A 21,882-nucleotide genomic window follows, 5' to 3' on the forward strand; every position below is an offset into this window, starting at 1 on the left:
GTTACTCCGCCACCTGATGCACCACGTCGATCACCGAACCGTCACGGTAGCGCACCACCGCCACCACCTTGTCGGTAAAGGCGATCGGCTGCGGTTCGCCGGTCAGCTGCAGCGCGCGGGCGCGCAGCCAGTCGATGCTCACCACCTCGAGCCCGGCTTCCCGCAGGCGCTGCGCCAGCTCCGGCCGCGCCGGGTTGACGGCGATGCCGTGGTCGGTCACCAGAATGTCGATGCTGGAACCCGGCGTGACGCAGGTGGTCACCTGCTCCACCAGCGTCGGGATGCGCCCGCGCACCAGCGGCGCGACGATGATCGCCAGCCGCGCGGCGGCGGCGGTGTCGCAGTGGCCGCCGGACGCGCCGCGCAGCACGCCGTCGGAACCGGTCAGCACGTTAACGTTGAAGCCGGTGTCGATTTCCAGCGCGCTCAGCACCACCACGTCGAGCCGATCGACCGACGCGCCCTTGGAGCTGAAGTTGGCGTACTGGTTGGCGCTGATTTCGATATGGCGCGGGTTGCGCGCCAGCGAGGTCGCCGCCGCCCGATCGAAGCTCTGCACGTCCAGCAGCTTGCCGATCAACCCTTTCTCGTGCAGATCCACCATGGTCGAGGTGATGCCGCCAAGGGCGAACGCGGCGCGAATGCCGCGGGCGCGCATCTTGTCCTCCAGGAAACGGGTCACCGCCAGCGAGGCGCCGCCGGTGCCGGTTTGCAGCGAAAACCCTTCGGTGAAGTAGCCTGAACCGGCGATCACCTCGGCGGCGCGGCGGGCAATCAGCAGCTCGCGCGGGTTCGAGGTCATGCGCGTGGCGTCGGCGCCGATCTTGTCGGCGTCGCCCACCCGCTCCAGCTGCACGATCAGATCCACCCGATCCTGCGCCAGGCTGGCTGGATGATGCGGATACGGCACCCGCTGCTCGGTCAGCAGCACCACGGTGCCCGCCGCCTCGGCGTCCACCCGCGCATAGCCGAGCGAGCCGCAGCAGGCTTCACCGCTGTAGCCGTTGGCGTTGCCGAACTCATCGCAGGCCGGCACGCCGAGGAAGGCCACGTCTATCTTCAGCTCGCCGGATTCAATCAGGTTGACCCGGCCGCCGTGCGAGTGAATTTGCACCGGCTCCGCCAGCAGGCCGCGCGAAACGGCGTCCGCCAGCGGGCCGCGCAGCCCGGAGGTGTAAATGCGGCTCACCACGCCGTGGCGGATATGCTCAACCAACGGCGCATGGCAGTCGGTCAGCGAACTGGAGGCCAGCGTCAGGTTGCGGAACCCCATCGCCGCCAGCGTCTCCATCACCTGATTGAGCGCCAGATCGCCGCCGCGAAACGCATGGTGGAAGGAGATGGTCATGCCGTCCTGCAGCCCGCTGCGGCGCACCGCTTCCTGCAAGGAGTCGCACAGCTTGAGATCGCGCGGTTTGCGCGCCTGCAGGTTGGCTTTGGACACGTCCTGATAGCCCGGCAGATCCGCCGGGTTGGCGAAGGTCATCAATCGTTGTTGGCGGTTCATCATGCTTCCTCCCCGTGCTGCGCCGGTTCTTCCCGTAAGCCGGACAGCGCGGCGCGCTCCAGCACCAGCCGGGCGCGTTCAATCACCGGGCTGTCGACCATTTTTCCGTTGAGCGACACCACGCCGCGCCCTTCCCGCTCCGCCGCCTCGGCGGCGTCCACCACCCGCTGCGCGTGCGCCACCTCTTTGGCGGTCGGCGCGTACAGGTTGTGCAGCAGCTCAATCTGGCGCGGGTTGATCAGCGATTTGCCGTCGAAGCCGAGCTGTTTGATCAGCGCCGCTTCCTGCAGGAAGCCGGCCTCGTTGTTGGCGTCGGAGTAGACGGTGTCGAACGCCTGAATGCCGGCGGCGCGCGCCGCCTGCAGCAGCGAGCAGCGGGCGAACAGCAGCTCGATGCCCTCAGGCGAGCGTTCGGTGCGCAGGTTGCGCACATAGTCTTCCGCCCCCAGCGCGATGCCGATAAGACGCGGTGAAGCGTGCGCGATCGCCACCGCGTTGGTGATGCCCTGCGCCGATTCGATCGCCGCCAGCAGCCCGGTGCTGCCGACCGGCCGGCCGCAGGCCGCTTCGATGGCGGCGATCTCGCGCTCCATGTCGACAACGTCCTGCGCGCTGTCGGTCTTCGGCAGGCGCACGATGTCCGCGCCGCCGCGCACCACCGCCTGCAAGTCCGCCAGGCCGTAGGCGGAGTCGAGCGCATTGACGCGCACGATGGTTTCCACCTCCTGATACAGCGGATGCTGCAGCGCGTGGTACACCAGCCGGCGCGCCGCGTCTTTTTCACGCAGGATCACCGAGTCTTCCAGATCGAACATCAGCGCATCGGCCTGGTAGATAAAGGCATTGCTGACCATCGCCGCATTGGCGCCGGGAACGAACAGCATGCTGCGACGCAGCCGGGTTTTATTCAGCGTTTTCATCTTTCGCCTCCCACGGCAGTTGGCCGCCCTCGCAGGCGCGCATCAGCGCGGTTTCCAGCCGGGCGCGCAGCACGCAGTCCAGCGCCCCCTTGTCGTCGACGATCACCTGCACCGGCTCCACCTCATAGCGCTGCAGTACCTCCAGCAGGGTGTGGCGGATCGCCGCGCCGAACTGTTTTTCCACGCTGCTGGCGATCAACAGATCGTGCTGCGGCCCCTCGGCGGGCGCGATGCGCACCATGACATCGCTGGATTCCAGCGTGCCGGCCATTGCTTCTCGGATAATTTTCATCATTCACCTGATTGTGCGGACTCAAAAGGATGCGGGGCCGCCTTGGCCCGGCGCTGCGTTTGCAGATCCTGCAGGTAGTACAGGGTGTCCGGCGGCACCAGCGGCGCGGCGGCGTGGAAGTCCCCCGCCGCCAGCAGCTTGCGCACCCAGGAGGCGGAGATCGCCGTGCCCTGATATTGCAAACGCTCGATTTCCACCAGCGCGATCGGCGGGCTGGGCAGCGCCGGCGTTTCCAGCCAGTAACGCATGTCGCGGTTGTATTTCGCGGTCACCGCGCAGAACGGCTCGTTGCCGACGAAGCGGTGGGTGATGCCCAGCGCGGGCGCCAGATACTGGCGGAAGATCTTCAGATCGATTTCGGTGTAACAGTCGTCGGCCACGCCCTGATCCTTGATGAAGTAACAGGGGAAGGTGGCGCGCGAGATCACGTACTGCGAGCCTTCGTGTACCGTGAGGTTGGGGATATCGGCGGTGCCGGCCAGCACCAGCCGGCGCCGGTCTTCATAGCTGAAGCGCGAGGTGTTTTCCTTTACCAGAAACAGGTGCAGCCAGTCGCAGCGCTTGGCCGCCTGACGCACCAGATACTGGTGCCCGCGGGTAAAGGGGTTGGCGTTCATCACGATGCTGCCGATGGTCTCGCCCGGCCGGCGCTGGCTCGCCAGCTGGGCAGCGTAGCGCTTCAGGCGGCACGGGCTGTTTTCCATCAGCACCACGATGCCCGGCACGGTGGCGATCGGGTAGAAACCGCACTGGCGGAACAGCGGCTCGTTCTGCACCTTGGTGTAGATAAACAGCTGGGTGTGGTGGCGCTCGTAGGCCAGGTTCACCAGCTCGGTCGCCAGCGCCAACGCTAACCCTTCGCCGCGCATCAGCGGGCTGATGGCGACGCATTTGATAATATTGTCGGCGATGCCGCCGCAGGCGACCAATTTGTCGTGCTGGGTAACGGTAATAAATATTTCAACCGTGGTGTCGATATTCAGATCGTTACTGCGCAAGAAGGCGCTTATTTCCGAAATCGCTTTATGATCCGATCGCTTTACCCGATTAAATACGGCATCGCCTAACATAACACGCTCTCTGGGTTAACTGGCAAACAACAAGTTAAATACAAAAAGGCATTTTAATTAACATCAATGACGGCAATTAAAACCTTAAAAACCATGAAGATAAACGCCGTTTCGCGTTCGATAAATCAATGGTAAACAGAAAAAAAACGCCGATTATTGACCTATTTCACAAACCGATCCCGGTTAATAAGTTATTTAATGTTCTTTATTTGCTTAATTAATCTTATGGTGTTTATTATTGAGATAATCTTTATTTAGCGCCGCAATTTACTTACATTCATTTAGCATCTTGATTGCAATAGTAGGTTTCATTATGGAATGGCTGAACATCCTGATCGTTGAAGACGAAACGCCGCTGGCGGAGATGCACGCGGAGTTTATCCGCCAGAACGGCGGCTGCCGCCAGATTTGGCTGGCCGGCACCCTGGCGCAGGCGCGCGCCATGACCGAGCGCTTCAAGCCGGACCTGATCCTGCTGGACAACTTTCTGCCCGACGGCCAGGGCATCACCCTGCTGCGCGAACTGACGCTGAGCGGGTATCGCGGCGGCATCGTGTTCATCACCGCCGCCAGCGACATGGCCACCGTGGCCGAGGCGTTGCGCTACGGCGTGTTCGACTACCTGATCAAACCGCTGGCCTATGACCGGCTGAGCCAGACATTGCAGCGCTTCAGCCAGCGCCGCGAAGCGTTGAAGGACAAAGCGCGCCTCAACCAGCGCCGCATCGACGAGATGTTCAACACCTATGCCCGCGGCGAGCAGCAGGCGGCGCTGCCCGCCGGCATCGACGAACTGACGCTGGGCAAGATCCGCGCGCTGTTCGCCGAACCCGCCGCGCGCCACACCGCTGAAAGCGTTGCGCAAAAAATGGGGCTCAGCCGCACCACCGCGCGCCGTTATCTGGAGTTTTGCACCGCCGCACAGCAGCTGCGCGCCGAGATCATTTACGGCAAGGTCGGCCGCCCACAGCGGATCTACCGCGCCGGCGAACCGCATTAACGGTTATTTGATCGCCCTAGCAAGGTTGCGTGTAACCGCTTTACTTTTTATGCGCTGGTCAGCATCTTGGTGAGCATCACCTAGCCGACTGGACGATCGCCGATGCCTGCTGCGCCCCATGCTTCCCTGACCGAAATCCTCGCCCGCCGTGACTGGCAAAACCCGGCCTGCACCCACTACCGCCGGCTGGACGCTCACCCGCCGTTCGCCAGCTGGCGCACGGTGGAAGACGCGCGCGATGACGCCCCCAGCGCCAGCCGCCGGTCGCTGAACGGCGAGTGGCGCTTCAGCTATTTCCCGCGCCCAGAGGCGGCGCCGGAGAGCTGGCTGCAGCAGGATCTGCCGGACGCCGCCCCGCTGGCGGTGCCTAGCAACTGGCAGCTCGCCGGCTACGACGCGCCGATTTACACCAACGTGCGCTACCCGTTCCCGGTCGATCCGCCGCGCGTGCCGGAAGACAATCCGACCGGCTGCTATTCACGCACCTTCAACGTCGATCCGGCCTGGCTGGCCGCCGGCCAGACGCGCGTCATCTTCGACGGCGTCAACTCGGCGTTCTATTTATGGTGCAACGGCCACTGGGTCGGCTATTCGCAGGACAGCCGCCTGCCGGCGGAGTTCGATCTCGGCCCGTGGCTGCAGCCGGGTGAAAATCGGCTGGCGGTGATGGTGCTGCGCTGGTGCGACGGCAGCTATCTGGAAGATCAGGACATGTGGCGCATGAGCGGCATCTTCCGCGACGTCAGCCTGCTGCACAAACCCGCCGCGCACCTGAGCGATGTGCGCATCACCACCCCGCTGCATGACGGCTTTACCCGCGGCGAACTGGTGGTGACGGCGCGCGCCAGCCGGCCCGGCCCGCTGCTGGTGCAGGTTCAGCTGTGGCGCGATGGCGCGCGGGTGGCCGAACGCACCCAGCCGCTCGGCAGCGAGATCGTGGACGAACGCGGCGCCTATGACGATCGCGTCACGCTGCGCCTGCCGGTGGAACGCCCGGCGCTGTGGAGCGCCGAAACGCCCGCGCTGTATCGCGCCACCGTCGCCCTGCTCTCGCCCGAAGGGGAGATTATCGAGGTGGAAGCCTATGACGTCGGCTTTCGCCAGGTGGAAATCAGCGGCGGGCTGTTGAAGCTCAACGGGCAGCCGCTGCTAATCCGCGGCGTTAACCGCCACGAGCATCACCCGCGCCACGGCCAGGTGATGGACGAGGCGACGATGCGCCACGATATCCTGCTGATGAAGCAGCACAACTTCAACGCGGTGCGCTGCTCGCACTATCCCAACCACCCGCTGTGGTATCGGTTGTGCGACCGCTACGGGCTGTACGTGGTGGACGAAGCCAATATCGAGACCCACGGCATGCAGCCGATGAACCGCCTGGCTGACGATCCGCTGTGGCTGCCCGCGATGAGCGAGCGCGTCACCCGCATGGTGCAGCGCGATCGCAACCACCCTTGCATCATTATCTGGTCCCTGGGCAACGAGTCCGGCCACGGCGTGAACCACGACGCGCTGTACCGCTGGGTGAAAAGCCAGGATCCGACCCGCCCGGTGCAATATGAAGGCGGCGGCGCCGACACTGCCGCCACCGACATTATCTGCCCGATGTATGCGCGGGTGGATCAGGATCAGCCGTTCCCGGCGGTGCCCAAATGGGCGATCGGCAAGTGGATCGGCCTGCCGGAGGAACAGCGCCCGCTGATCCTGTGCGAATACGCCCATGCGATGGGCAACAGCTTCGGCGGCTTTGAGCGCTACTGGCGCGCGTTCCACGCACATCCGCGCCTGCAGGGCGGCTTTGTCTGGGACTGGGTCGATCAGGCGCTGATCCGGCGCGACGAACGCGGCGAAGAATTCTGGGCCTACGGCGGCGACTTCGGCGACACCCCCAACGATCGCCAGTTCTGCCTGAACGGGCTGGTGTTCGCGGATCGCACCCCGCACCCGGCGCTGTTCGAAGCGCAGCGGGCGCAGCAGCTGTTCCGCTTCGCCTTCGACGCCGCCTCGCTGACGCTGACCGTCACCAGCGACTACCTGTTCCGCCACACCGACAACGAGCAGCTCAACTGGCGGCTGGAGCTGGACGGCGTGGAGCGCGCCAGCGGCAGTCTCGATCTGGCGCTGCCGCCGCAGGGCAGTGCTAGCTTCACCCTGCTCGACCGGCTGCCGATGCTGCATCAGCCCGGCGAACTGTGGTTGAACGTGGAGGTGGTGCAACCGCAGGCCACCGACTGGTCTGAAGCGCACCACCGCTGCGCCTGGGATCAGTGGCGGGTGCCGCGCGCGCTGCATCCCGCGCCGCCGCCGGCGCAGGGCGTGCCGCCAACGCTGATTGAAAATGATGAAGGGCTGACGCTTACCCACGGCGACCAGCGCTGGCGCTTCGAGCGCAGCAGCGGCCATCTGACGCAGTGGTGGCAGAATGAGCAGCCGCAGCTGCTGACGCCGCTGCGCGACGGCTTTGCGCGCGCGCCGATCGATAACGACATCGGCGTCAGCGAGGCGAACCATATCGATCCCAACGCCTGGGTCGAACGCTGGAAGCTGGCGGGCCTGTACCGGATGGAAGAGCGCTGCACGCGGCTGCAGGCGGATGCGCTGCAAAACGGCGTGCGGGTGGTGAGCGAACACCAGTTCGGCGTGGAAGGGGAGATTTTGCTGATCAGCCGCAAACAGTGGCTGTTCGACGCGCTGGGCGCGGTGAGCGTGAACGTGGAGGTCGAGGTGGCCGACGCCCTGCCGCCGCCGGCGCGCATCGGCCTGCACTGCCAACTGGCGACGGTGCAGCCGCAGGCGGAATGGCTGGGCCTGGGCCCACACGAGAACTACCCGGATCGCCGCCTGGCCGCGCAGCACGGGCGCTGGCGCCTACCGCTGGCGGATCTGCATACGCCGTATATTTTCCCCGGCGAGAACGGCCTGCGCTGTGACACCCGCAGCCTGCGCTACGGCGGCTGGCGCATCGACGGCCGCTTCCACTTCTCGCTCAGCCGCTACGGCCTGCAACAGCTGATGTCCTGCAGCCACCAGCATCTGCTGCAGCCGGAAGCAGGCACCTGGCTGCACCTGGACGGCTTCCATATGGGAGTGGGCGGCGACGACTCCTGGAGCCCGAGCGTGCACCGGGATTACCTGCTCACCGCCGGCGTTTACCGCTATCAGCTGCGCCTGCAGCGAGCGCCAGAGGGCTAAATCTGCCAAAAAACTCAACGGGTTGCGCATTCTGTAAGCAAACAGTCACAGAATGTGTAATCCGCCTTTGACATGCCGACGGCGCCTCGCTATTATTCGCCCCGTTCACACGATTCCTCTGTAGTTCAGTCGGTAGAACGGCGGACTGTTAATCCGTATGTCACTGGTTCGAGTCCAGTCAGAGGAGCCATATTTAGAGAAGCCCGCTTAAGGAAACTTAAGCGGGCTTTTTGCTGTTGGGCGGTCATAATCGGTGATCCCTACGCCCTCCCTACCCGACACCGTTCAGCCATCCGTTGAACGGGTCAGTTTCTCCCATTGTTTAATTTCCTGACCTAACGCCTCGAGCTTTTGCCGCACCAAACTTAATGCGTCACTGCCTAACAACAGATGCGTTGGCGGGGTCTGGCTCTCGATCAATGCCAGCATGGCGTGAGCCGCCTTCACCGGATCGCCGAGTTGCTTGCCGCTTTTTTCCTGGCGCGCCTGACGAACAGGTTCAAATAACGCGTCATAGTCCGGGAGACGGCGAGGGCTGCGTACCATTGAACGCCCGGCCCAGTCCGTTCGAAACGAACCGGGCGCCACTGCGGTCACGTGTATGTTGAACGGGGTAAGCTCCTGACTTAACGCTTCTGATATCCCTTCCAGTGCAAATTTGCTGCCGCAGTAATAGCTGATACCGGGCAAGGTAATGAAACTGCCCATTGAGGTGATATTGATAATGTGGCCGCGACGGCGCTGGCGCATGCCCGGCAGCGCGGCTTTGATCATCGCCACCGCGCCAAACACATTGACGTCAAACTGGCGGCGCAGCTCTGCGAGCGGAGATTCTTCCAGAATGCCTTCATGACCGTAACCGGCATTGTTCACCAGCACATCTATCGGACCGACGGCGGACTCTATCTCTCCAACCACCTCATCAATACGCTCAACGTCCGTGACATCAAGCAGATAGCCAAAAGCCCGCTGCGTATCGAGCGCGCCGAAAGCCTGCAGCGCTTCGCTGTTGCGCACCGTCCCTACAACCCGATGCCCTACGGCGAGGGCTTCCCGCGCCAGCGCCTGGCCAAAGCCACTGCTGACGCCAGTGATTAAAATCGTTTTTGCAGATGCCATAAAAAGAACTCCCATGAACCAAGAAGGTTGCATGGTATTCTCTGCTCTGCCGCATTTTTAGGCCGTATCTTCTCTTTTTCTTGCCTGATTTTATGAGGTGGTGGGATGTCCGACATGATTGCCCTGATGAATAGACTTGCGGTGCAAGAGGGATACAACCTCACTGCCCTACCTGATGTGCGAATTTTGCGTTCCGATCGCCCGCTTGCCAGAACGCCGGTGCTGTACGATCCGGGGATCGTGATTGTCTGCCAGGGCAGCAAACGCGGTTATTTCGGTCAACAGACCTATTTATATGATGAGCAGCACTACCTGGCGGTTTCGGTGCCGGTGCCGTTTGTGATGGAAACCGACGCGTCGGCAGCGCATCCGCTGCTGGCGATTTATATACATCTGGATTTTCAGCTTGCCGCTGAACTGATGTTGCAGATTGAACAGCATGGCGCCCCGTATCCTCCCGTCGCGCCGCAAAGCATGATGTCGAGCCCCATGGACGGCGCGGTAAAAATGGCCGTACTTCGCCTACTTGACGTCCTGGACAACCCGCTTGAGGCGGCGATCCTCGGTCCGGCGCGGGTGCGTGAACTCTATTTCCGCGTGCTGACAGGCGCACAGGGCAACGCGATGCGTGCCGCGCTGGCCTTGCAAGGCCAGTTTGGCAAAATCGGTAAAGCGTTGCAGCACATCCACGCCACTTACGCGGAGCCGTTAACGCTGACGCAGCTGGCGATGCTGGCCGGCATGAGCGTGCCGACCTTTCATAGCCATTTCAAAGCGATAACGCAGATGCCGCCGATGCAGTATGTGAAATCGGTACGCCTGCACCAGGCACGGATGCTGATGGTGCGCCAACAAATCACCGCCGCCGCCGCGAGTTACGCCGTTGGCTATGAAAGCCCATCGCAATTTAATCGCGAATTCAAACGTCTGTTTGGCCTGCCACCGGCAGAGGAGATAAAACGCATGCAGCGTCACTTCGCCATTCCGCCCGCGCAGCCTGCGTCGGTATTTGTTTCATCGCACTGAGGCTTATTTGGTATGGCGAACGCGACCTTGAGGTATGAAGTGGTAACGTTTTTGGTGACCGATACCAGCAGCTTAGCTATCAAGCAACGCGCGCCCTTTTGCAGTTCACCAGCCGCAAGGAAGTAGAAGAATTGCATACCCTTTGCCGGGGACGGTTGCGTCTTTATCAAAGTACGCGCCGCCGATACCGAATCGCTGGAGAATTTCCTGATGAAGATCCAGAGCTTTGAGGGCGTACGCTCTGTGCGCAGCGACATCTCGCTTTCCACGTTTCTGGCGCGCGGGCCTTCGCCGGATTAAGGCGCTCTGCTCTTCTGGCGTGAGGTGAAAAACGTCAACACTCCGGCGCAAAGCAGCAGCATGCTACTGATGGCAAAGGCGCTCTGCCAGCCGAGATGGTCAAACACCATGCCTCCTGTCGTTGAACCAAGCGCAATCGAGAGCTGAATCACCGCAACCATCAGTCCGCCCCCGGCTTCCGCATTGTCGGGAAGCGTGCGGGCAATCCATGTCCACCATCCCGTTGGGGCGGCGGTGGCCAGCATGCCCCAGAGACCTAACAGCAGCGAGACAGCCCAAACGTGATGCCCGGTAAGAATCAGGGCGACGGCAATGACGGCCATCATCCCAGGGATAACCATCAGCGTTAGGTAGAATTTCCTGTTGAGGAATGCCGAGACAACCAGCGTGCCAATAAAACCGGCCACGCCGATAATCAGTAAAATCAACGACAAGCCAGAGGAATCAACACGCGTCACCGTCTCCAGGAATGGGCGCACATAGGTAAATAGCGCAAACTGCCCCATAAAGAACAGGCCACAGGCCAGCATGCCAAGAGAGACAACAGGACGAGCGAACAGGCGGAGTACGGTTCCACGTGATGCAGGAGCTTTATTGCCGTTCATACCAGGCAAACTAACGCACTGCCAGATAAAGGCCACCACCGCGATCGGAACCAGGCACAAGAAAGCGCCTCGCCATCCGACAGTGGCGCCAAGGTAGCTCCCCAGCGGGGCTGCCACTACCGTCGCCAGCGCATTGCCGGCGTTGAAAATAGCCAGGGCACGCGCGACTTGATGTTGTGGCACCAGACGAATCGCCGTTGCCGCAGACATCGACCAGAACCCCCCGATCGCAATACCTATCATCGCGCGACCTGCCATATACACCAGATAACTGGAGGCCAGTGCGATAACGAGCCCCGACACGGCCATCAGAAACGTCATCCCCAGTAACAGGGACTTGCGATCCCTGTTTCCAGCCAGCGCCGAAAGCGTCAGGCTGGTCAGGACGGCCAGCGCGCCGGAGATGGCAATCCCCTGTCCTGCCAGTCCCTCCGTCACGCCTAAATCACGGGCAATCGGCGTAAGCAGGCTGACGGGCATAAATTCCGATGCAATCAGCACAAAGACGCATAGGGTCATGGCAAAAATGGCGCTCCAGTGAGCGTGCTGATTATTCGGTGATGGTGTTTGGCTAAGTATAGACATAGTCAGATTTCACAAAAGTCAGAATAAAGCCACCGCGTAGACAGGTGGCTTTTAATGTTGTCAGTAGAGGGTTTATTTCAGATTGGCTTTGAAAAATTGTTCGAACTTAGCGAAAGGTATTTTTCCGGCAACGTTATCGTACAGGTCCACATGATTTGCACCGGGGACAATCACAAGCTCTTTGTCTTTACTGCCGACCGCCTTATAAGCATCTTCGGCAAAATAGCGTGAATGCGCTTTCTCGCCGGTCACGATAAGCGTCGGGATGGTGATTTCACTGGCGTAGCTCAGCAGCGGCATATTCATAAACGACAGCGGCATCGTTGCCGTCCACGCTCCCTTAGAGTTAACGGAACGCGCGTGGAAACCGCGCGGCATGCGGTAGTAATCAAAGAACTCCTTCAGCACCGGATGCGGATCGGCCGGCAGGGTTTCTGGCAGAATGCGCTGACCCGCGCTGACCTTGCCATTTCTGTCGACGTTAATATCATGAGCGCCGTGAGCGAACGTTCCACTTTCCGCATCCTTCCAGCGCTGTTCATTCAGATACTGCAGAACGGCACGACGGTCAGCGGTGGAATAACGGTCTTTGCCATCCCCCACGCCATGGCCCATCGCCCGACTCATATCGTACATTACGCTTGTTGCCACTGCTTTAACGCGGGTATCCATCGCGGCGTCGTTTAACGCCATGCCACCCCAGCCGCAAATGCCGAGCAGCCCGATACGGTTGCGGTCCACCTCTTTTTGCAGCCCTAAGAAATCCACCGCCGCGCTGAAATCTTCCGTGTTGATATCCGGTGAGGCGACGTTTCGCGGATAGCCGCCGCTTTCCCCCGTGTAAGAGGGATCAAACGCCAGGGTAATAAACCCTTGTTCCGCCAGCGTCTGCGCATACAGACCGCTGGATTGCTCTTTCACCGCGCCAAAAGGCCCACTGACCGCAATCGCCGCCAGCTTGCGATCGCCGCGATCTTTGGGCAGGTAAAGATCGCCCACTAAGGTGATGCCATATCGATTCTGGAACGAGACTTTATGATGATCGACTTTCTGGCTCTCGGCGAACGTTTTATCCCATTTATCTGTCATGGAAACAGGGGCGTTCGGATTGGTTGAATCAGCATAACTCATTGTCGTGACTCCACTTAATGATGCGAATAACAGCATGGCCGGCATCGCGGTTTTTAGCGTTCGGGTGAAGGTTTTCATAAAAATCCCCATGAAAAACAAGAGAGATACAGGTTTCCTACGGACAACGCTGCGGTGCTTTGTTTTGATGGGGTCATTATAGCGAGCAGAATTAGTGCTGATTAGAGGGGTATTACTGCTAAGATTGATACCATATTGTTATAAATTAATGCTGAGTTTGCTGTCGTTCAGGAGGGATTATTCAATGGCGAAAAGGGAGAACTACAACGAGTTGTACCTATTTATGCAAGTGGTACGGGAAGGCAGTTTTACCGCGGCGGCTCAGCGGCTGGGGCTTGCTCAATCAGGGGTCAGCCGTTCCGTTCGTGAGCTTGAGGAAAGGCTGGGTGTCCAGCTACTGATGCGCACCACGCGTAAACTGTCGCTGACGCAAGCGGGCGAGCAGCTCTACCAGAAGACGGCATCTGGATTTGATACGCTAGATTTAGGGCTTGCCACGCTGGCACATTATCGCGAGACCCCTTCCGGCACGGTTCGTATCAATGCCAGCCAGCACGCGATTGATAAATGCCTGCTGCCAAAGCTTGCGATATTTAAACAGCGCTATCCTGATATCAGGCTGGAACTCATAAACGAGAGCAGGTTCGTCGATATTATCGAAGAAAGATTCGATGCGGGCGTTCGCCTGGGGCCCGAAGTAAGCCCTGGCATGGTTGCTGTACGCATTACGCCCGATATGGAGATGGCCATTGTGGGTACCCCTGAGCATTTTCGTCGCTACGGTTTTCCGCAAACCCCGGCGGATTTAACAACGCATCCCTGTATCGCCTATCAGTTTGCCGACGGCAGCGTGTACCAGTGGGAACTCAGTCAGGATGATAAAAAAATCACTCATCGGCCTGAAGGGCAATGGGCCTTATCTGACAGTTATATGGAAGCAGAAGCCGCCCGGCTGGGCTTGGGGCTGGCCTATGTTCCTGTCGAACTGGTCACAGATGATCTGGAACGCGGGGCGCTTATCAGAGTTTTACAGCGTTACAGCCTGCGAATGGAGGGGTTGTTTCTCTATTACCCTCATCGCAATGTATCCCCCGCTCTGCGAATGGTCATTGAAACATTGAAAATCTGAGCGTTTAGCGATGACCGAGCCTTCACTGTGCAGAATGGTGTTAGGTCGTATTTTTGTACTTTCAATCCTAAGGGCTGCTATACGAAGAGCGGACGTCCCATCCAGCGAAAGAACGTAAAAAAACCGCCTCGCGGCGGTTTAGTTATCCAGTCAGGAAGTTGCGCTTGCGAGCCGTGCTGCAAATCCAATGAAGAACATACCTACCAGCGCGTTTCCAGTGGCAGATAACCTACGGTTGCCTTTCAGACGACTGAGCAGATAAGAGCCGCAGAAAACGAGGAAGCCGAAATAAACGAGAGTAATCGCGAACATCACTGCAGCAAGAATGATAAACGCCATCCAGGAGTGCTCAGCCTGAACATTGATGAACTGGGCGAAGAAAGAGATATAGAACAGCAGCGTCTTTGGATTCAATAGCGTAACCAGCATTCCGCGCCCGATGATCCCCTTAGCATCAGCTGAAGATTTCTTTTCCTCACTCGTTTCGACCGCTGGCTTAAAGATAGCGCGTATCGTCTGGACTCCGAGATAGAACAGATAAGCAGCACCTGCATATTTGATGGCGTTAAACAAGGCTGGTGTTGAGCTGATAACTGCCGCCAGCCCGCACCAGGCCAAAAGAACAAGGATAACGTCGCTCAGGAGGATGGAAAATATTGCAGCAAAGCCTCGCTTGATGCCGCTGGTAATGCTCGTTTTAATCACGAACATGGTTTCAGGGCCTGGCACAAGGACTATCAGCGTCGCACCAAGCAGGTACGTCCAGAAATTCACGACACCAAAATCAGCAAACATTTTCACTCCAGTTCTCTCGTTTTCAACGAGGCTATTCTAATTAAAGTTACGTTAATGGAAACACATCACCACAGCTTTCAATTCACAATCAATGTCTGCTTCTGGCACAAACCCGCCCTATCAGATTGCTAACCCTACCAATCCCCACAAACACCTAAAGGCCCGCCTCGTCCTCCAGGCAGGCCTTTAACCTTCAGCCATTTCTCAGCCCCCATCCCGCTCCGCAACCCGCGCCATCAATGCCCCCAGCAGCGCCAGGTCGACCAGCAGCGCCAAGGCGAAACAGGCTCCCTTTATCCCCGGTGCGGCATAGGTTTGCACCAGCGAAGCGGCAACGACTACGGCCACGATAGTCACCACCGTCGTCAGCCTGCACGCCACGGCGAACGCCGCTTGCTCCCCCACTGCCGTGCGGTAGGCGACGCCCTGCCCCAGACCGCCGAGGGCGATGCCCGGCAGCAGGGCCGGCCAGCCGTGGCCGCCGAACAGCATTAGCAGCATCAATAGCCATCCCGTCGCCGCCAGCAAAAAGCCGTAGCGGAGAATCGCCAGCGCAGGCCGGTTCCGCAGCGGCCGTAGACGGGCCAGCGCGGCGCCGCCGAGAAACGCCAGCGCCAATGCCGTCAGCAGCATCAGGGTCGCGCCGATGCCCAGCAGATTTTCGGTCTTCAGCAGCAAGGCACCCGCCGCGACCGGCACGCTGAGCGCCAGGGCGCTCGCCGCCGTTCCCGTGTGTTCCATGGCGCCCAGGGCGCCGTTGTTGATATAGAGGCTCATCGTTCACTCCGACATGATGGAAATGATGAAATAAATTCATTTCCCTGTTCACATGTCAGTAGCCTATCTCTTGTATAATCGGTCAGACAAACTCATAGTTTTCAGCCTTGGATGAGAATAATTCAGCCATGAGAAAAACCCGTTTGCCGCCGCTGGGCGCGCTGCGCGCTTTCCACGCCGTGGCCGGCTGCCGCAGCTTTAAACATGCCGCCGAGGAGCTGGGCGTCAGCGCGACGGCGGTCAGCCACCAGATCAAGCTGCTGGAGTCAGTGCTGGAATGCCGGGTGTGCGAGCGCAGCGCGCAGGGCGTCAGCCTGACCGAGACCGGCGAGATCCTGTATGCCGGCACCCAGCGCGCCTTCGCCGCGCTGGCGCAGTCCGTCGCCCAAATCACCCGCGCCCAGCAGCCGCCGGCGCTGACCGTCACCACCACCTCCAACTTTCTCACCCACTGGCTGGTGCCGCGTCTGGCGGATTTCAAGGCGGAGTTTCCCGCCATCGATCTGCGCCTGCACACCAGCGTCGAGCGCGTCGATCTCAACCAGCGCACCGTGGACGTCGCCATCCGCTACCGTGAAACGCCGGAAAGCGATCTGCACTGTACCTTGCTGCATGAGGATCGTTTTATCGTGGTGGCCAGCCCGGCGCTGGCGCTGGAGCGCATCGAAGATTTGCAGCGGGTGACGCTGTTTCACGTGGAGCATCGGCAGGTGCCCGCCGACTCGCCGACCTGGGAGAACTGGCGACGGCGCTACGGGCCGGAAGGATTGAACGTGGAAGCCGGGCTGACCTTCAGTGACGAAACCCATGCGCTGCAGGCGGCGGTGGCCGGCCAGGGGGTGGTGATCGCCAGCCGGCTGCTGGCGCGCGATTTGTTGCAGCGCGGCGTGCTGGCCGCGCCGTTCGAGATGGCGTTACCCGGCGCCAACTACTATCTGATGGCCACCGAAGAAACTGCGCAGCGCCCCGATATCATTGCGCTACGCGAGTGGTTGCTGCGGCAAATGGCGGCGGGCTAACGGCTCTCGGGGGCGATTTCGCCCAGGCGGATCGCCACGCTGATCGCCTGCGCGGTGGTGGCGGCGCCGAGACGCTGGCGAATGCGGCGCAGGTGGTTTTCCACCGTGCGTTCAGACAGGCCGAGCATCGCGGCGATATCCGCCTGCCGCCGGCCAATGGCGGTCCAGCTAAGCACCTCGCGCTCGCGCGCCGACAGCCGGCTCCCCCCCTCACCGGCTGCCGGTTCGAACAGCCGCCGCGCCGCCAGAAAGGCCGCCGAACCCACGAGCGACAGCGCCAGCCGCACCGGCGGCGAGGTGTCGATGCGCTCGCCCCCCAGGCTGACGGCGCCCTCCAGGCCGGCGGGGCCGAACACCGGGATCTGCACGCCGTGCAGACCGGCGCCGCGCGGCGTGCGCACAATCCGGTAGCGCTCGCCTTGGCGCGCCCGGGTCTTGGTCCAGAAGAACGGCTCGGTAGCCCGCAGCATGTGCCGCGTCACCGGGCAGTGCCGCACGTAGGTCAGCGCATCGACCGCCTCCCCCTCGCCGAACCAGTCGCCCTCGACCCAATAGATATGCTCGATCCCCGCCTCCGCCGCGGCGGAAGCGGAATACAGCACAAAGCGATCGAAACCGAACGGCGCGGCGAAGGCGCGAATCCGCCCCTGAATGGCGGACAGGGTTCGCTCGTGGTCCATCGCCAACGCCGTCTGGAAAGCGCGCTGCGCGATCTCGTCGCTCATCGCGCGGCGACGTCGGCCAGCAGCGTTTCCGCCGCCAGTTTGCCGAGGTTGTTGGAAGCCAGCGGGCTGTCGCCGGTCAGCAGGCGCCGATCTTTATGCACCCTGCCGGTGATGTCGGCGTTGACGATCTTCACGCCCCGCTCGCGCAGGCGTTCGCCCACCAGCCAGGGCATCGGGCCGGGGATATAGCCGATATCGATGTTGGCGCCGGTATCGAGCGAGTCCGGGAACACGCACATCTCATAGCCGCGATAGAGGAAATCGTCTTTGCTCTCGCCGATGCCCGCCGCCAGCAAACCGGCCGGCCCGTGACACAGCGAAATCACGTAGCGATCGTGGTCATGGGCCCAGTGCAGGGTCTTTTTCACCTCTTCGCTGAACGGGATATCGTTGAGCACGCCGTGGCCGCCGGGGATGAAAACGCCGAGGTAGTTGCCGCCATCCAGATCCTTCACCACTTCCGTCAACTTTTTCGGCTGCTTGAGTTGGCTGCGGTACTTCTCGTAGGTGGCCTTGACCGCTGGGTCTTCATGCGGGAACGCCCACATCTCCAGCTTCACCGGATCGCCGGACGGCGTGGCGATGTCGATCTCGAAACCGGCCAGATCCAGGTGATACATCGGCAACAGCATCTCGACCGGGTGGTTGCCGGTGGAGAAGAACTTGCCGTTTTGCATCAGCAGGTAGCGCTCCTGCGAGGCGATCATCAGCACCTTCCACTTGCCGCCGCGATAGGCGTTCGGGTAGCTGGCGCCCGTGAAGTCGGTTTTGGACGAGGTGTACTGGCTGAGGGAGTAAGGCGATGGGAAGAACGCGTTGTCTTCCGCCACATCCGGGGTGGGATTACGATCGTTGGATACTGAATCAGTCATGATTATCTCCATATTCACCGTTGCATTTCTCTTTCAGCTTAAATAACCGCCAGCGGGGCCGCAATGAGGGATATCCCTCAATCACCCTCGCGCTGGCGGCGCTCAAGCGGGGTGCCATAACCAATAAAAAGCCCCGCCCGGTGAGGGGCGAGGCTCGCTTAATGACTCGAGTGGGCCGGCAGCCCAGCGTAGCGCGCTATGGCTAGCCCTGGCGCGGTGAGTATCTTAACGCCGCGCTTGCGCGTTCTTCCACTCCCGCCAAATCGTTTCCAGCCCGGCGCGATACGTCGTGACGGCGAAGTCGGGAAAACGCTGTTTGAACTTGGTCGAGTCGAACAGGTTATCGTGCTCGTAGCGCGGCAGCAGCTCGCGCATCTCTCGCGCCCCGGACGAAAACAGCCCTGCGGCGATCAACGCCCATTTGCCGATAACGGAATATGAAATGTCCTTCCCAAACACCTCACAGGCCAACGCGGCGAACTGCGCATAGGTGAGCCGCTCATCGCAGCACGGGAGATGCCACGTCTGGCCGAACGCGTCGGGCGTATTGCCGAGCCGAGCTAACCCGCGGCTGGCGTCGGGCGTCCAGATCAGCGTGCGCAGCCTGTCATCGCGAACCGGCACGCGCGGTTTTTCCCCCGCTTTCAGCCTGTCGACGATCAGCGCATTGGTGAAGCTCTGCGTTTTCCCCGGCCCATAAAACTCAGGAGCACGGCCGATCAGCACGGGGATCTGCTTGCGCTCCATCTCGTTGAGCACCTTCTCGGTCATCAGGGCACGCACCCGTCCCTTGCGCCCCCGAGGCGCGAACGGCGTCGATTCCGTCTGCGGCTCGCCGTTCTGCGGATACATATAGGTATTGTCGAAATAGACAAAGGGCACGCCCGCGGTACGGCTGGCGTCCAACGCATTCTGCAGCATGGTCGGAAATTGCCGCTCCCACAGCGCCGAATCCGGCGGCAGGCCGGCGGCGAAATACACCAAGTCGCTGCCCTTCACCGCCGTCAGGGTCTGCTGTGCATCGAGCAGGTCGGCCGCGACCAGCGTATCGCTGTCGTTGACCTTCCTCGGGTTGCGGCTGACCAATCTTAAATCATCGGTGTACGCGCGCTTCAGTTCACGCGCTAGCTCTTGGGCGATCTGGCCACTGGCGCCCAGGATCGTTTGCATTGGCGTTCCTTATCGCAATGAAAAAAACTCCGCCCACTCAGGGCGGAGCAAAAGTGCTTGTTCGCGCTTAACTGTTCACGAACGCCAGCAGATCGGCGTTGACCTGATCGGCATGGGTGGTCGGTATGCCGTGCGGCGCGCCCTTATAGGTATGGAGCGTGCCGTTTTGCACCAGCTTGGCCGACAGCGCGCCGGAATCCTGATAAGGCACCACCTGGTCGTCGTCGCCGTGGATCACCAGCACCGGAATGGCAATCTTCTTGAGATCTTCGGTGAAATCGGTCTGCGAGAAGGCGACGATGCCGTCATAGTGCGCCTTGGCGCCACCCATCATGCCCTGCCGCCACCAGTTCCAGATAATCGCCTCCGACGGTTTGGCACCCGGGCGGTTATAGCCATAGAACGGGCCGGCCGGCACGTCGTAATAGAACTGCGCCCGGTTGGCGGCCAGCTGCGCCTGGAAATCATCGAATACCGATTTTGGGGTGCCCTGCGGATTGGCGTCGGTTTTCACCATCAGCGGCGGCACCGCGCTGATCAGCACCGCTTTGGACACCTTGTCCTCGCCGTGGCGCACGATGTAGCGCACCACCTCGCCGCCGCCGGTCGAGTGGCCCACGTGCATGGCGCCCTGCACGCCCAGGTGTTTTACCACCGCGGCGACGTCATCGGCGTAGTGATCCATGTCGTGCCCTTCCCACACCTGGCTGGAGCGGCCATGGCCGCGACGATCGTGCGCAACCACGCGGAATCCTTTGTTCACGAAGAACAGCATCTGGGCATCCCAGTCATCGCTGGACAGCGGCCAACCGTGGTGGAAGTAGATAACCTTGCCGTTTTTTGGGCCCCAATCCTTGTAGAAAATCTCGACGCCATCGCTGGTCGTTACATAACCCATGTCGTTTCTCCCATTTACACTATGGTTAAAAAAGAAGGTTTATACTGCGCACGGCACCGGGATCTCTGGCTCCCTCATCCCGGTTGGCCGACGATCTTGCGTTGATCGTTTAACGAGTATAGGTTTAAAGTTCACTTTAAGGTCAATAGTGGCCCGGCAAGCGGTATTTCCCTCAGTAACGCGATCGGCATCAGGAGTATTCAAGTGCAAGGAGATGACACCGCCACGACGATGGAGCAACGGCTTGCCGCCCAGCGCCACGCCTTCCTGCGCGACGGCGCGCCGACGTTGCAACAGCGCAAGGCCGCCCTGCGCCGCTTGCGGAGCGCCATTCTGGCTCAGCGCGCCGCGCTGGCGGCGGCCGTCAGCGCGGACTTCGGCCACCGTTCGCCTTACGAAACCGACATTCTGGAGATTCTGGTCACCGTGCAGGCGATCGATTACCTGCTGCGCAACCTGAAACGTTTCATGCAGCCGGAGCGCCGCCACGTCGCCCTGCCGTATCAGGCCGCGCGCGCCTATGTGCAATATCAGCCCAAGGGCGTGATTGGCGTCATGGCGCCGTGGAACTACCCTTTATCGTTGACCTTCATCCCGCTGGCCACCGCCCTGGCCGCCGGCAACCGCGTGATGCTGAAACCTTCGGAGCTCACGCCGCATACCAGCCAGCTCATCGAAACGATGCTGGCGGCGCGGTTTCCCGCCGATGAGGTCGCCGTCGTGACCGGCGGGCCGGACGTCGGGGCCAGATTCAGCGAGCTGGCGTTCGACCATCTGGTGTTCACCGGCAGCACGGCGATCGGCCGTCAGGTCATGCAGGCGGCCGGCAAACATCTGGTGCCGTTAACGCTAGAACTGGGCGGCAAAAGCCCCGCCGTCATGGCGCGCGGCGCGGTTAACGCCAGAAACGTCCAGAGCGTGGCGTTCGGCAAGCTGTCGAACGCGGGCCAAACCTGCATCGCGCCCGATTACCTGCTGATCCATCAGGACGATCTGGCAAGCTTCATGGCGCTCTACGACGCGGCGGTCAAAACCTTTTATCCCGACGGGCCAACCGGCGACGACTACGGCGCCATCATCAACGACAGGCACTACCACCGCTTGCACGATCTGCTCGCCGATGCCCAGGCGCGGGGTGCGCAAATCATTCCGGTCGGCCATCGCCCGGACTCGGCGTCTGAACGGCCGAAAACCCTGGCCCCCACGCTGGTCGTCGGCGCCCCCGACGACAGCCGGATCATGCAAGAAGAGATCTTCGGGCCGCTGCTGCCGGTGCGCACCTACGCCGCCTTTGATGAAACGATCGACATTATCAACGCCGGGCCGCGCCCGCTGGCGCTGTACTACTTTGGCCCGGCAGACGCGCAGCAGGATCGGCTGCTGGCGCGCACCGCCTCCGGCAACGTCAGCATCAACGCCACCCTGCTGCACTTCGCTCAGGACGACCTGCCGTTCGGCGGCATCGGCCCCAGCGGCATGGGAGCCTGTCACGGCATCGAGGGATTTCGGGCGCTGAGCCACGCCAAGGGCGTTTTCATCCAGAGCCGCTGGCGCTTTACCGACCTGCTGCGCGCGCCGTTCGGCAAGCTGGCGGACGCAGTGCTCGCGTTCATGCTGCGGCGCCGATAACGCGGCGTGTTGACTATCAATAGCACACCCATAAATCGCCGCAAGCTATCACAATATTCACTCATTCCTATTTTATCTCTCCGCCGCCGCTGACTAAGCTTAG

Annotated in this window: 20 protein-coding genes and 1 tRNA gene; 8 read left to right on the top strand and 13 right to left on the bottom strand. The window is 61.1% G+C overall.

All coding sequences use genetic code 11. The features are described 5' to 3' along the window. Position 1: 1 nt before the first annotated feature. The 4 genes from citF to citC are packed head-to-tail and all read right to left on the bottom strand — an operon-like array spanning position 2 to position 3,789. Positions 2 to 1,507, bottom strand: coding sequence for a citrate lyase subunit alpha (citF, locus tag J0F90_RS15800; RefSeq protein ID WP_033639901.1), 1,506 nt, complete (start codon positions 1,505 to 1,507; stop codon positions 2 to 4). Further along, positions 1,507 to 2,427, bottom strand: coding sequence for a citrate (pro-3S)-lyase subunit beta (gene citE / locus J0F90_RS15805; RefSeq protein ID WP_016927085.1), 921 nt, complete (start codon positions 2,425 to 2,427; stop codon positions 1,507 to 1,509). Before citE ends, citF begins: the two co-directional genes overlap by 1 nt. Further along, positions 2,411 to 2,719 carry a citrate lyase acyl carrier protein gene (gene citD, locus J0F90_RS15810; protein WP_019452464.1) on the bottom strand — a complete coding sequence of 103 codons (309 nt, stop codon included), beginning with the start codon at positions 2,717 to 2,719 and terminating at the stop codon, positions 2,411 to 2,413. Before citD ends, citE begins: the two co-directional genes overlap by 17 nt. After that, positions 2,719 to 3,789, bottom strand: a complete 1,071-nt coding sequence (citC, locus tag J0F90_RS15815; protein ID WP_028127715.1) for a [citrate (pro-3S)-lyase] ligase — start codon at positions 3,787 to 3,789, stop codon at positions 2,719 to 2,721. Before citC ends, citD begins: the two co-directional genes overlap by 1 nt. A gap of 313 nt (positions 3,790 to 4,102) precedes the next feature. On the opposite strand from citC, the gene dpiA reads away from it, so the two are divergent. The 3 genes from dpiA to J0F90_RS15830 all read left to right on the top strand — a co-directional run bounded on the left by dpiA (position 4,103) and on the right by J0F90_RS15830 (position 8,171). Beyond that, the gene (gene dpiA, locus J0F90_RS15820; RefSeq protein WP_004940807.1) at positions 4,103 to 4,789 is read left to right on the top strand and encodes a two-component response regulator DpiA; all 687 of its coding nucleotides are present in this window, start codon (positions 4,103 to 4,105) and stop codon (positions 4,787 to 4,789) included. A gap of 102 nt (positions 4,790 to 4,891) precedes the next feature. Further along, entirely contained in the window at positions 4,892 to 7,981 is a 3,090-nt protein-coding gene (locus J0F90_RS15825) for a beta-galactosidase (protein ID WP_033639900.1), read from the top strand. Positions 7,982 to 8,095: 114 nt separating this feature from the next. After that, a tRNA-Asn gene (locus J0F90_RS15830) sits at positions 8,096 to 8,171 on the top strand. Between the two features lie 95 nt (positions 8,172 to 8,266). Here J0F90_RS15830 and J0F90_RS15835 read toward each other — a convergent pair. Further along, entirely contained in the window at positions 8,267 to 9,100 is an 834-nt protein-coding gene (locus J0F90_RS15835; RefSeq protein ID WP_033639899.1) for an oxidoreductase, read from the bottom strand. Between the two features lie 105 nt (positions 9,101 to 9,205). Here J0F90_RS15835 and J0F90_RS15840 point away from each other — a divergent pair, with 105 nt between their 5' ends. Both J0F90_RS15840 and J0F90_RS24720 read left to right on the top strand, forming a co-directional pair. Then, positions 9,206 to 10,126, top strand: coding sequence for an AraC family transcriptional regulator (locus J0F90_RS15840; RefSeq protein WP_033639898.1), 921 nt, complete (start codon positions 9,206 to 9,208; stop codon positions 10,124 to 10,126). Between the two features lie 165 nt (positions 10,127 to 10,291). Then, complete coding sequence (locus J0F90_RS24720) at positions 10,292 to 10,426, top strand: Lrp/AsnC ligand binding domain-containing protein (protein WP_315902113.1); 135 nt, start codon at positions 10,292 to 10,294, stop codon at positions 10,424 to 10,426. On the opposite strand, the gene J0F90_RS15850 is transcribed toward J0F90_RS24720, so the two are convergent. Next, positions 10,423 to 11,550, bottom strand: a complete 1,128-nt coding sequence (locus J0F90_RS15850) for an MFS transporter (protein ID WP_033639897.1) — start codon at positions 11,548 to 11,550, stop codon at positions 10,423 to 10,425. The two genes, J0F90_RS24720 and J0F90_RS15850, sit on opposite strands and share 4 nt — an antisense overlap. Positions 11,551 to 11,688: 138 nt before the next feature. Further along, entirely contained in the window at positions 11,689 to 12,747 is a 1,059-nt protein-coding gene (locus J0F90_RS15855; RefSeq protein WP_126186870.1) for an alpha/beta hydrolase, read from the bottom strand. 262 nt (positions 12,748 to 13,009) lie between these two features. Here J0F90_RS15855 and J0F90_RS15860 point away from each other — a divergent pair, with 262 nt between their 5' ends. Beyond that, positions 13,010 to 13,894, top strand: coding sequence for a LysR family transcriptional regulator (locus J0F90_RS15860; protein ID WP_033639896.1), 885 nt, complete (start codon positions 13,010 to 13,012; stop codon positions 13,892 to 13,894). Between the two features lie 150 nt (positions 13,895 to 14,044). On the opposite strand, the gene leuE is transcribed toward J0F90_RS15860, so the two are convergent. Continuing rightward, complete coding sequence (gene leuE, locus J0F90_RS15865) at positions 14,045 to 14,689, bottom strand: leucine efflux protein LeuE (RefSeq protein WP_033639895.1); 645 nt, start codon at positions 14,687 to 14,689, stop codon at positions 14,045 to 14,047. Positions 14,690 to 14,893: 204 nt separating this feature from the next. Continuing rightward, entirely contained in the window at positions 14,894 to 15,466 is a 573-nt protein-coding gene (locus J0F90_RS15870; protein ID WP_033639892.1) for a hypothetical protein, read from the bottom strand. A 128-nt stretch (positions 15,467 to 15,594) separates the two neighbouring features. Here J0F90_RS15870 and J0F90_RS15875 point away from each other — a divergent pair, with 128 nt between their 5' ends. Further along, a complete protein-coding gene (locus tag J0F90_RS15875) occupies positions 15,595 to 16,485 on the top strand; it encodes a LysR substrate-binding domain-containing protein (RefSeq protein WP_033639891.1) in 891 nt (296 codons plus the stop codon). On the opposite strand, the gene J0F90_RS15880 is transcribed toward J0F90_RS15875, so the two are convergent. From J0F90_RS15880 to J0F90_RS15895, 4 genes are all read right to left on the bottom strand, one after another. Further along, positions 16,482 to 17,210: a PA1136 family autoinducer-binding transcriptional regulator gene (locus J0F90_RS15880; RefSeq protein ID WP_033639890.1), complete on the bottom strand. Its 729-nt coding sequence runs from the start codon at positions 17,208 to 17,210 to the stop codon at positions 16,482 to 16,484. The two genes, J0F90_RS15875 and J0F90_RS15880, sit on opposite strands and share 4 nt — an antisense overlap. Then, positions 17,207 to 18,082 carry a glyoxalase III HchA gene (hchA, locus tag J0F90_RS15885; protein WP_033639889.1) on the bottom strand — a complete coding sequence of 292 codons (876 nt, stop codon included), beginning with the start codon at positions 18,080 to 18,082 and terminating at the stop codon, positions 17,207 to 17,209. The genes J0F90_RS15880 and hchA overlap by 4 nt, the downstream gene beginning before the upstream one ends. A gap of 225 nt (positions 18,083 to 18,307) precedes the next feature. Then, positions 18,308 to 19,252, bottom strand: coding sequence for an NAD-dependent epimerase/dehydratase family protein (locus J0F90_RS15890; protein WP_033639888.1), 945 nt, complete (start codon positions 19,250 to 19,252; stop codon positions 18,308 to 18,310). A 67-nt stretch (positions 19,253 to 19,319) separates the two neighbouring features. Next, entirely contained in the window at positions 19,320 to 20,150 is an 831-nt protein-coding gene (locus J0F90_RS15895) for an alpha/beta fold hydrolase (RefSeq protein WP_016927061.1), read from the bottom strand. A gap of 204 nt (positions 20,151 to 20,354) precedes the next feature. Between J0F90_RS15895 and J0F90_RS15900 the strand changes: the two genes are divergently transcribed. Next, on the top strand, positions 20,355 to 21,779 hold the full coding sequence (locus J0F90_RS15900) for a coniferyl aldehyde dehydrogenase (protein ID WP_227944590.1): 1,425 nt from the start codon (positions 20,355 to 20,357) through the stop codon (positions 21,777 to 21,779). Positions 21,780 to 21,882: the final 103 nt, after the last annotated feature.

It is taken from the genome of Serratia marcescens subsp. marcescens ATCC 13880 (assembly GCF_017299535.1).
Classification (GTDB): Bacteria; Pseudomonadota; Gammaproteobacteria; order Enterobacterales; family Enterobacteriaceae; genus Serratia; species Serratia marcescens.

Excerpts from the sequence above, each read along its gene's own strand:
- citF (WP_033639901.1), bottom strand. The coding sequence starts at position 1,507 with ATGAACCGCCAACAACGATTGATGACCTTCGCCAACCCGGCGGATCTG.
- citE (WP_016927085.1), bottom strand. The coding sequence starts at position 2,427 with ATGAAAACGCTGAATAAAACCCGGCTGCGTCGCAGCATGCTGTTCGTT.
- citD (WP_019452464.1), bottom strand. The coding sequence starts at position 2,719 with ATGAAAATTATCCGAGAAGCAATGGCCGGCACGCTGGAATCCAGCGAT.
- citC (WP_028127715.1), bottom strand. The coding sequence starts at position 3,789 with ATGTTAGGCGATGCCGTATTTAATCGGGTAAAGCGATCGGATCATAAA.
- dpiA (WP_004940807.1), top strand. The coding sequence starts at position 4,103 with ATGGAATGGCTGAACATCCTGATCGTTGAAGACGAAACGCCGCTGGCG.
- J0F90_RS15825 (WP_033639900.1), top strand. The coding sequence starts at position 4,892 with ATGCCTGCTGCGCCCCATGCTTCCCTGACCGAAATCCTCGCCCGCCGT.
- J0F90_RS15835 (WP_033639899.1), bottom strand. The coding sequence starts at position 9,100 with ATGGCATCTGCAAAAACGATTTTAATCACTGGCGTCAGCAGTGGCTTT.
- J0F90_RS15840 (WP_033639898.1), top strand. The coding sequence starts at position 9,206 with ATGTCCGACATGATTGCCCTGATGAATAGACTTGCGGTGCAAGAGGGA.
- J0F90_RS15850 (WP_033639897.1), bottom strand. The coding sequence starts at position 11,550 with ATGACCCTATGCGTCTTTGTGCTGATTGCATCGGAATTTATGCCCGTC.
- J0F90_RS15855 (WP_126186870.1), bottom strand. The coding sequence starts at position 12,747 with ATGAGTTATGCTGATTCAACCAATCCGAACGCCCCTGTTTCCATGACA.
- J0F90_RS15860 (WP_033639896.1), top strand. The coding sequence starts at position 13,010 with ATGGCGAAAAGGGAGAACTACAACGAGTTGTACCTATTTATGCAAGTG.
- leuE (WP_033639895.1), bottom strand. The coding sequence starts at position 14,689 with ATGTTTGCTGATTTTGGTGTCGTGAATTTCTGGACGTACCTGCTTGGT.
- J0F90_RS15870 (WP_033639892.1), bottom strand. The coding sequence starts at position 15,466 with ATGAGCCTCTATATCAACAACGGCGCCCTGGGCGCCATGGAACACACG.
- J0F90_RS15875 (WP_033639891.1), top strand. The coding sequence starts at position 15,595 with ATGAGAAAAACCCGTTTGCCGCCGCTGGGCGCGCTGCGCGCTTTCCAC.
- J0F90_RS15880 (WP_033639890.1), bottom strand. The coding sequence starts at position 17,210 with ATGAGCGACGAGATCGCGCAGCGCGCTTTCCAGACGGCGTTGGCGATG.
- hchA (WP_033639889.1), bottom strand. The coding sequence starts at position 18,082 with ATGACTGATTCAGTATCCAACGATCGTAATCCCACCCCGGATGTGGCG.
- J0F90_RS15890 (WP_033639888.1), bottom strand. The coding sequence starts at position 19,252 with ATGCAAACGATCCTGGGCGCCAGTGGCCAGATCGCCCAAGAGCTAGCG.
- J0F90_RS15895 (WP_016927061.1), bottom strand. The coding sequence starts at position 20,150 with ATGGGTTATGTAACGACCAGCGATGGCGTCGAGATTTTCTACAAGGAT.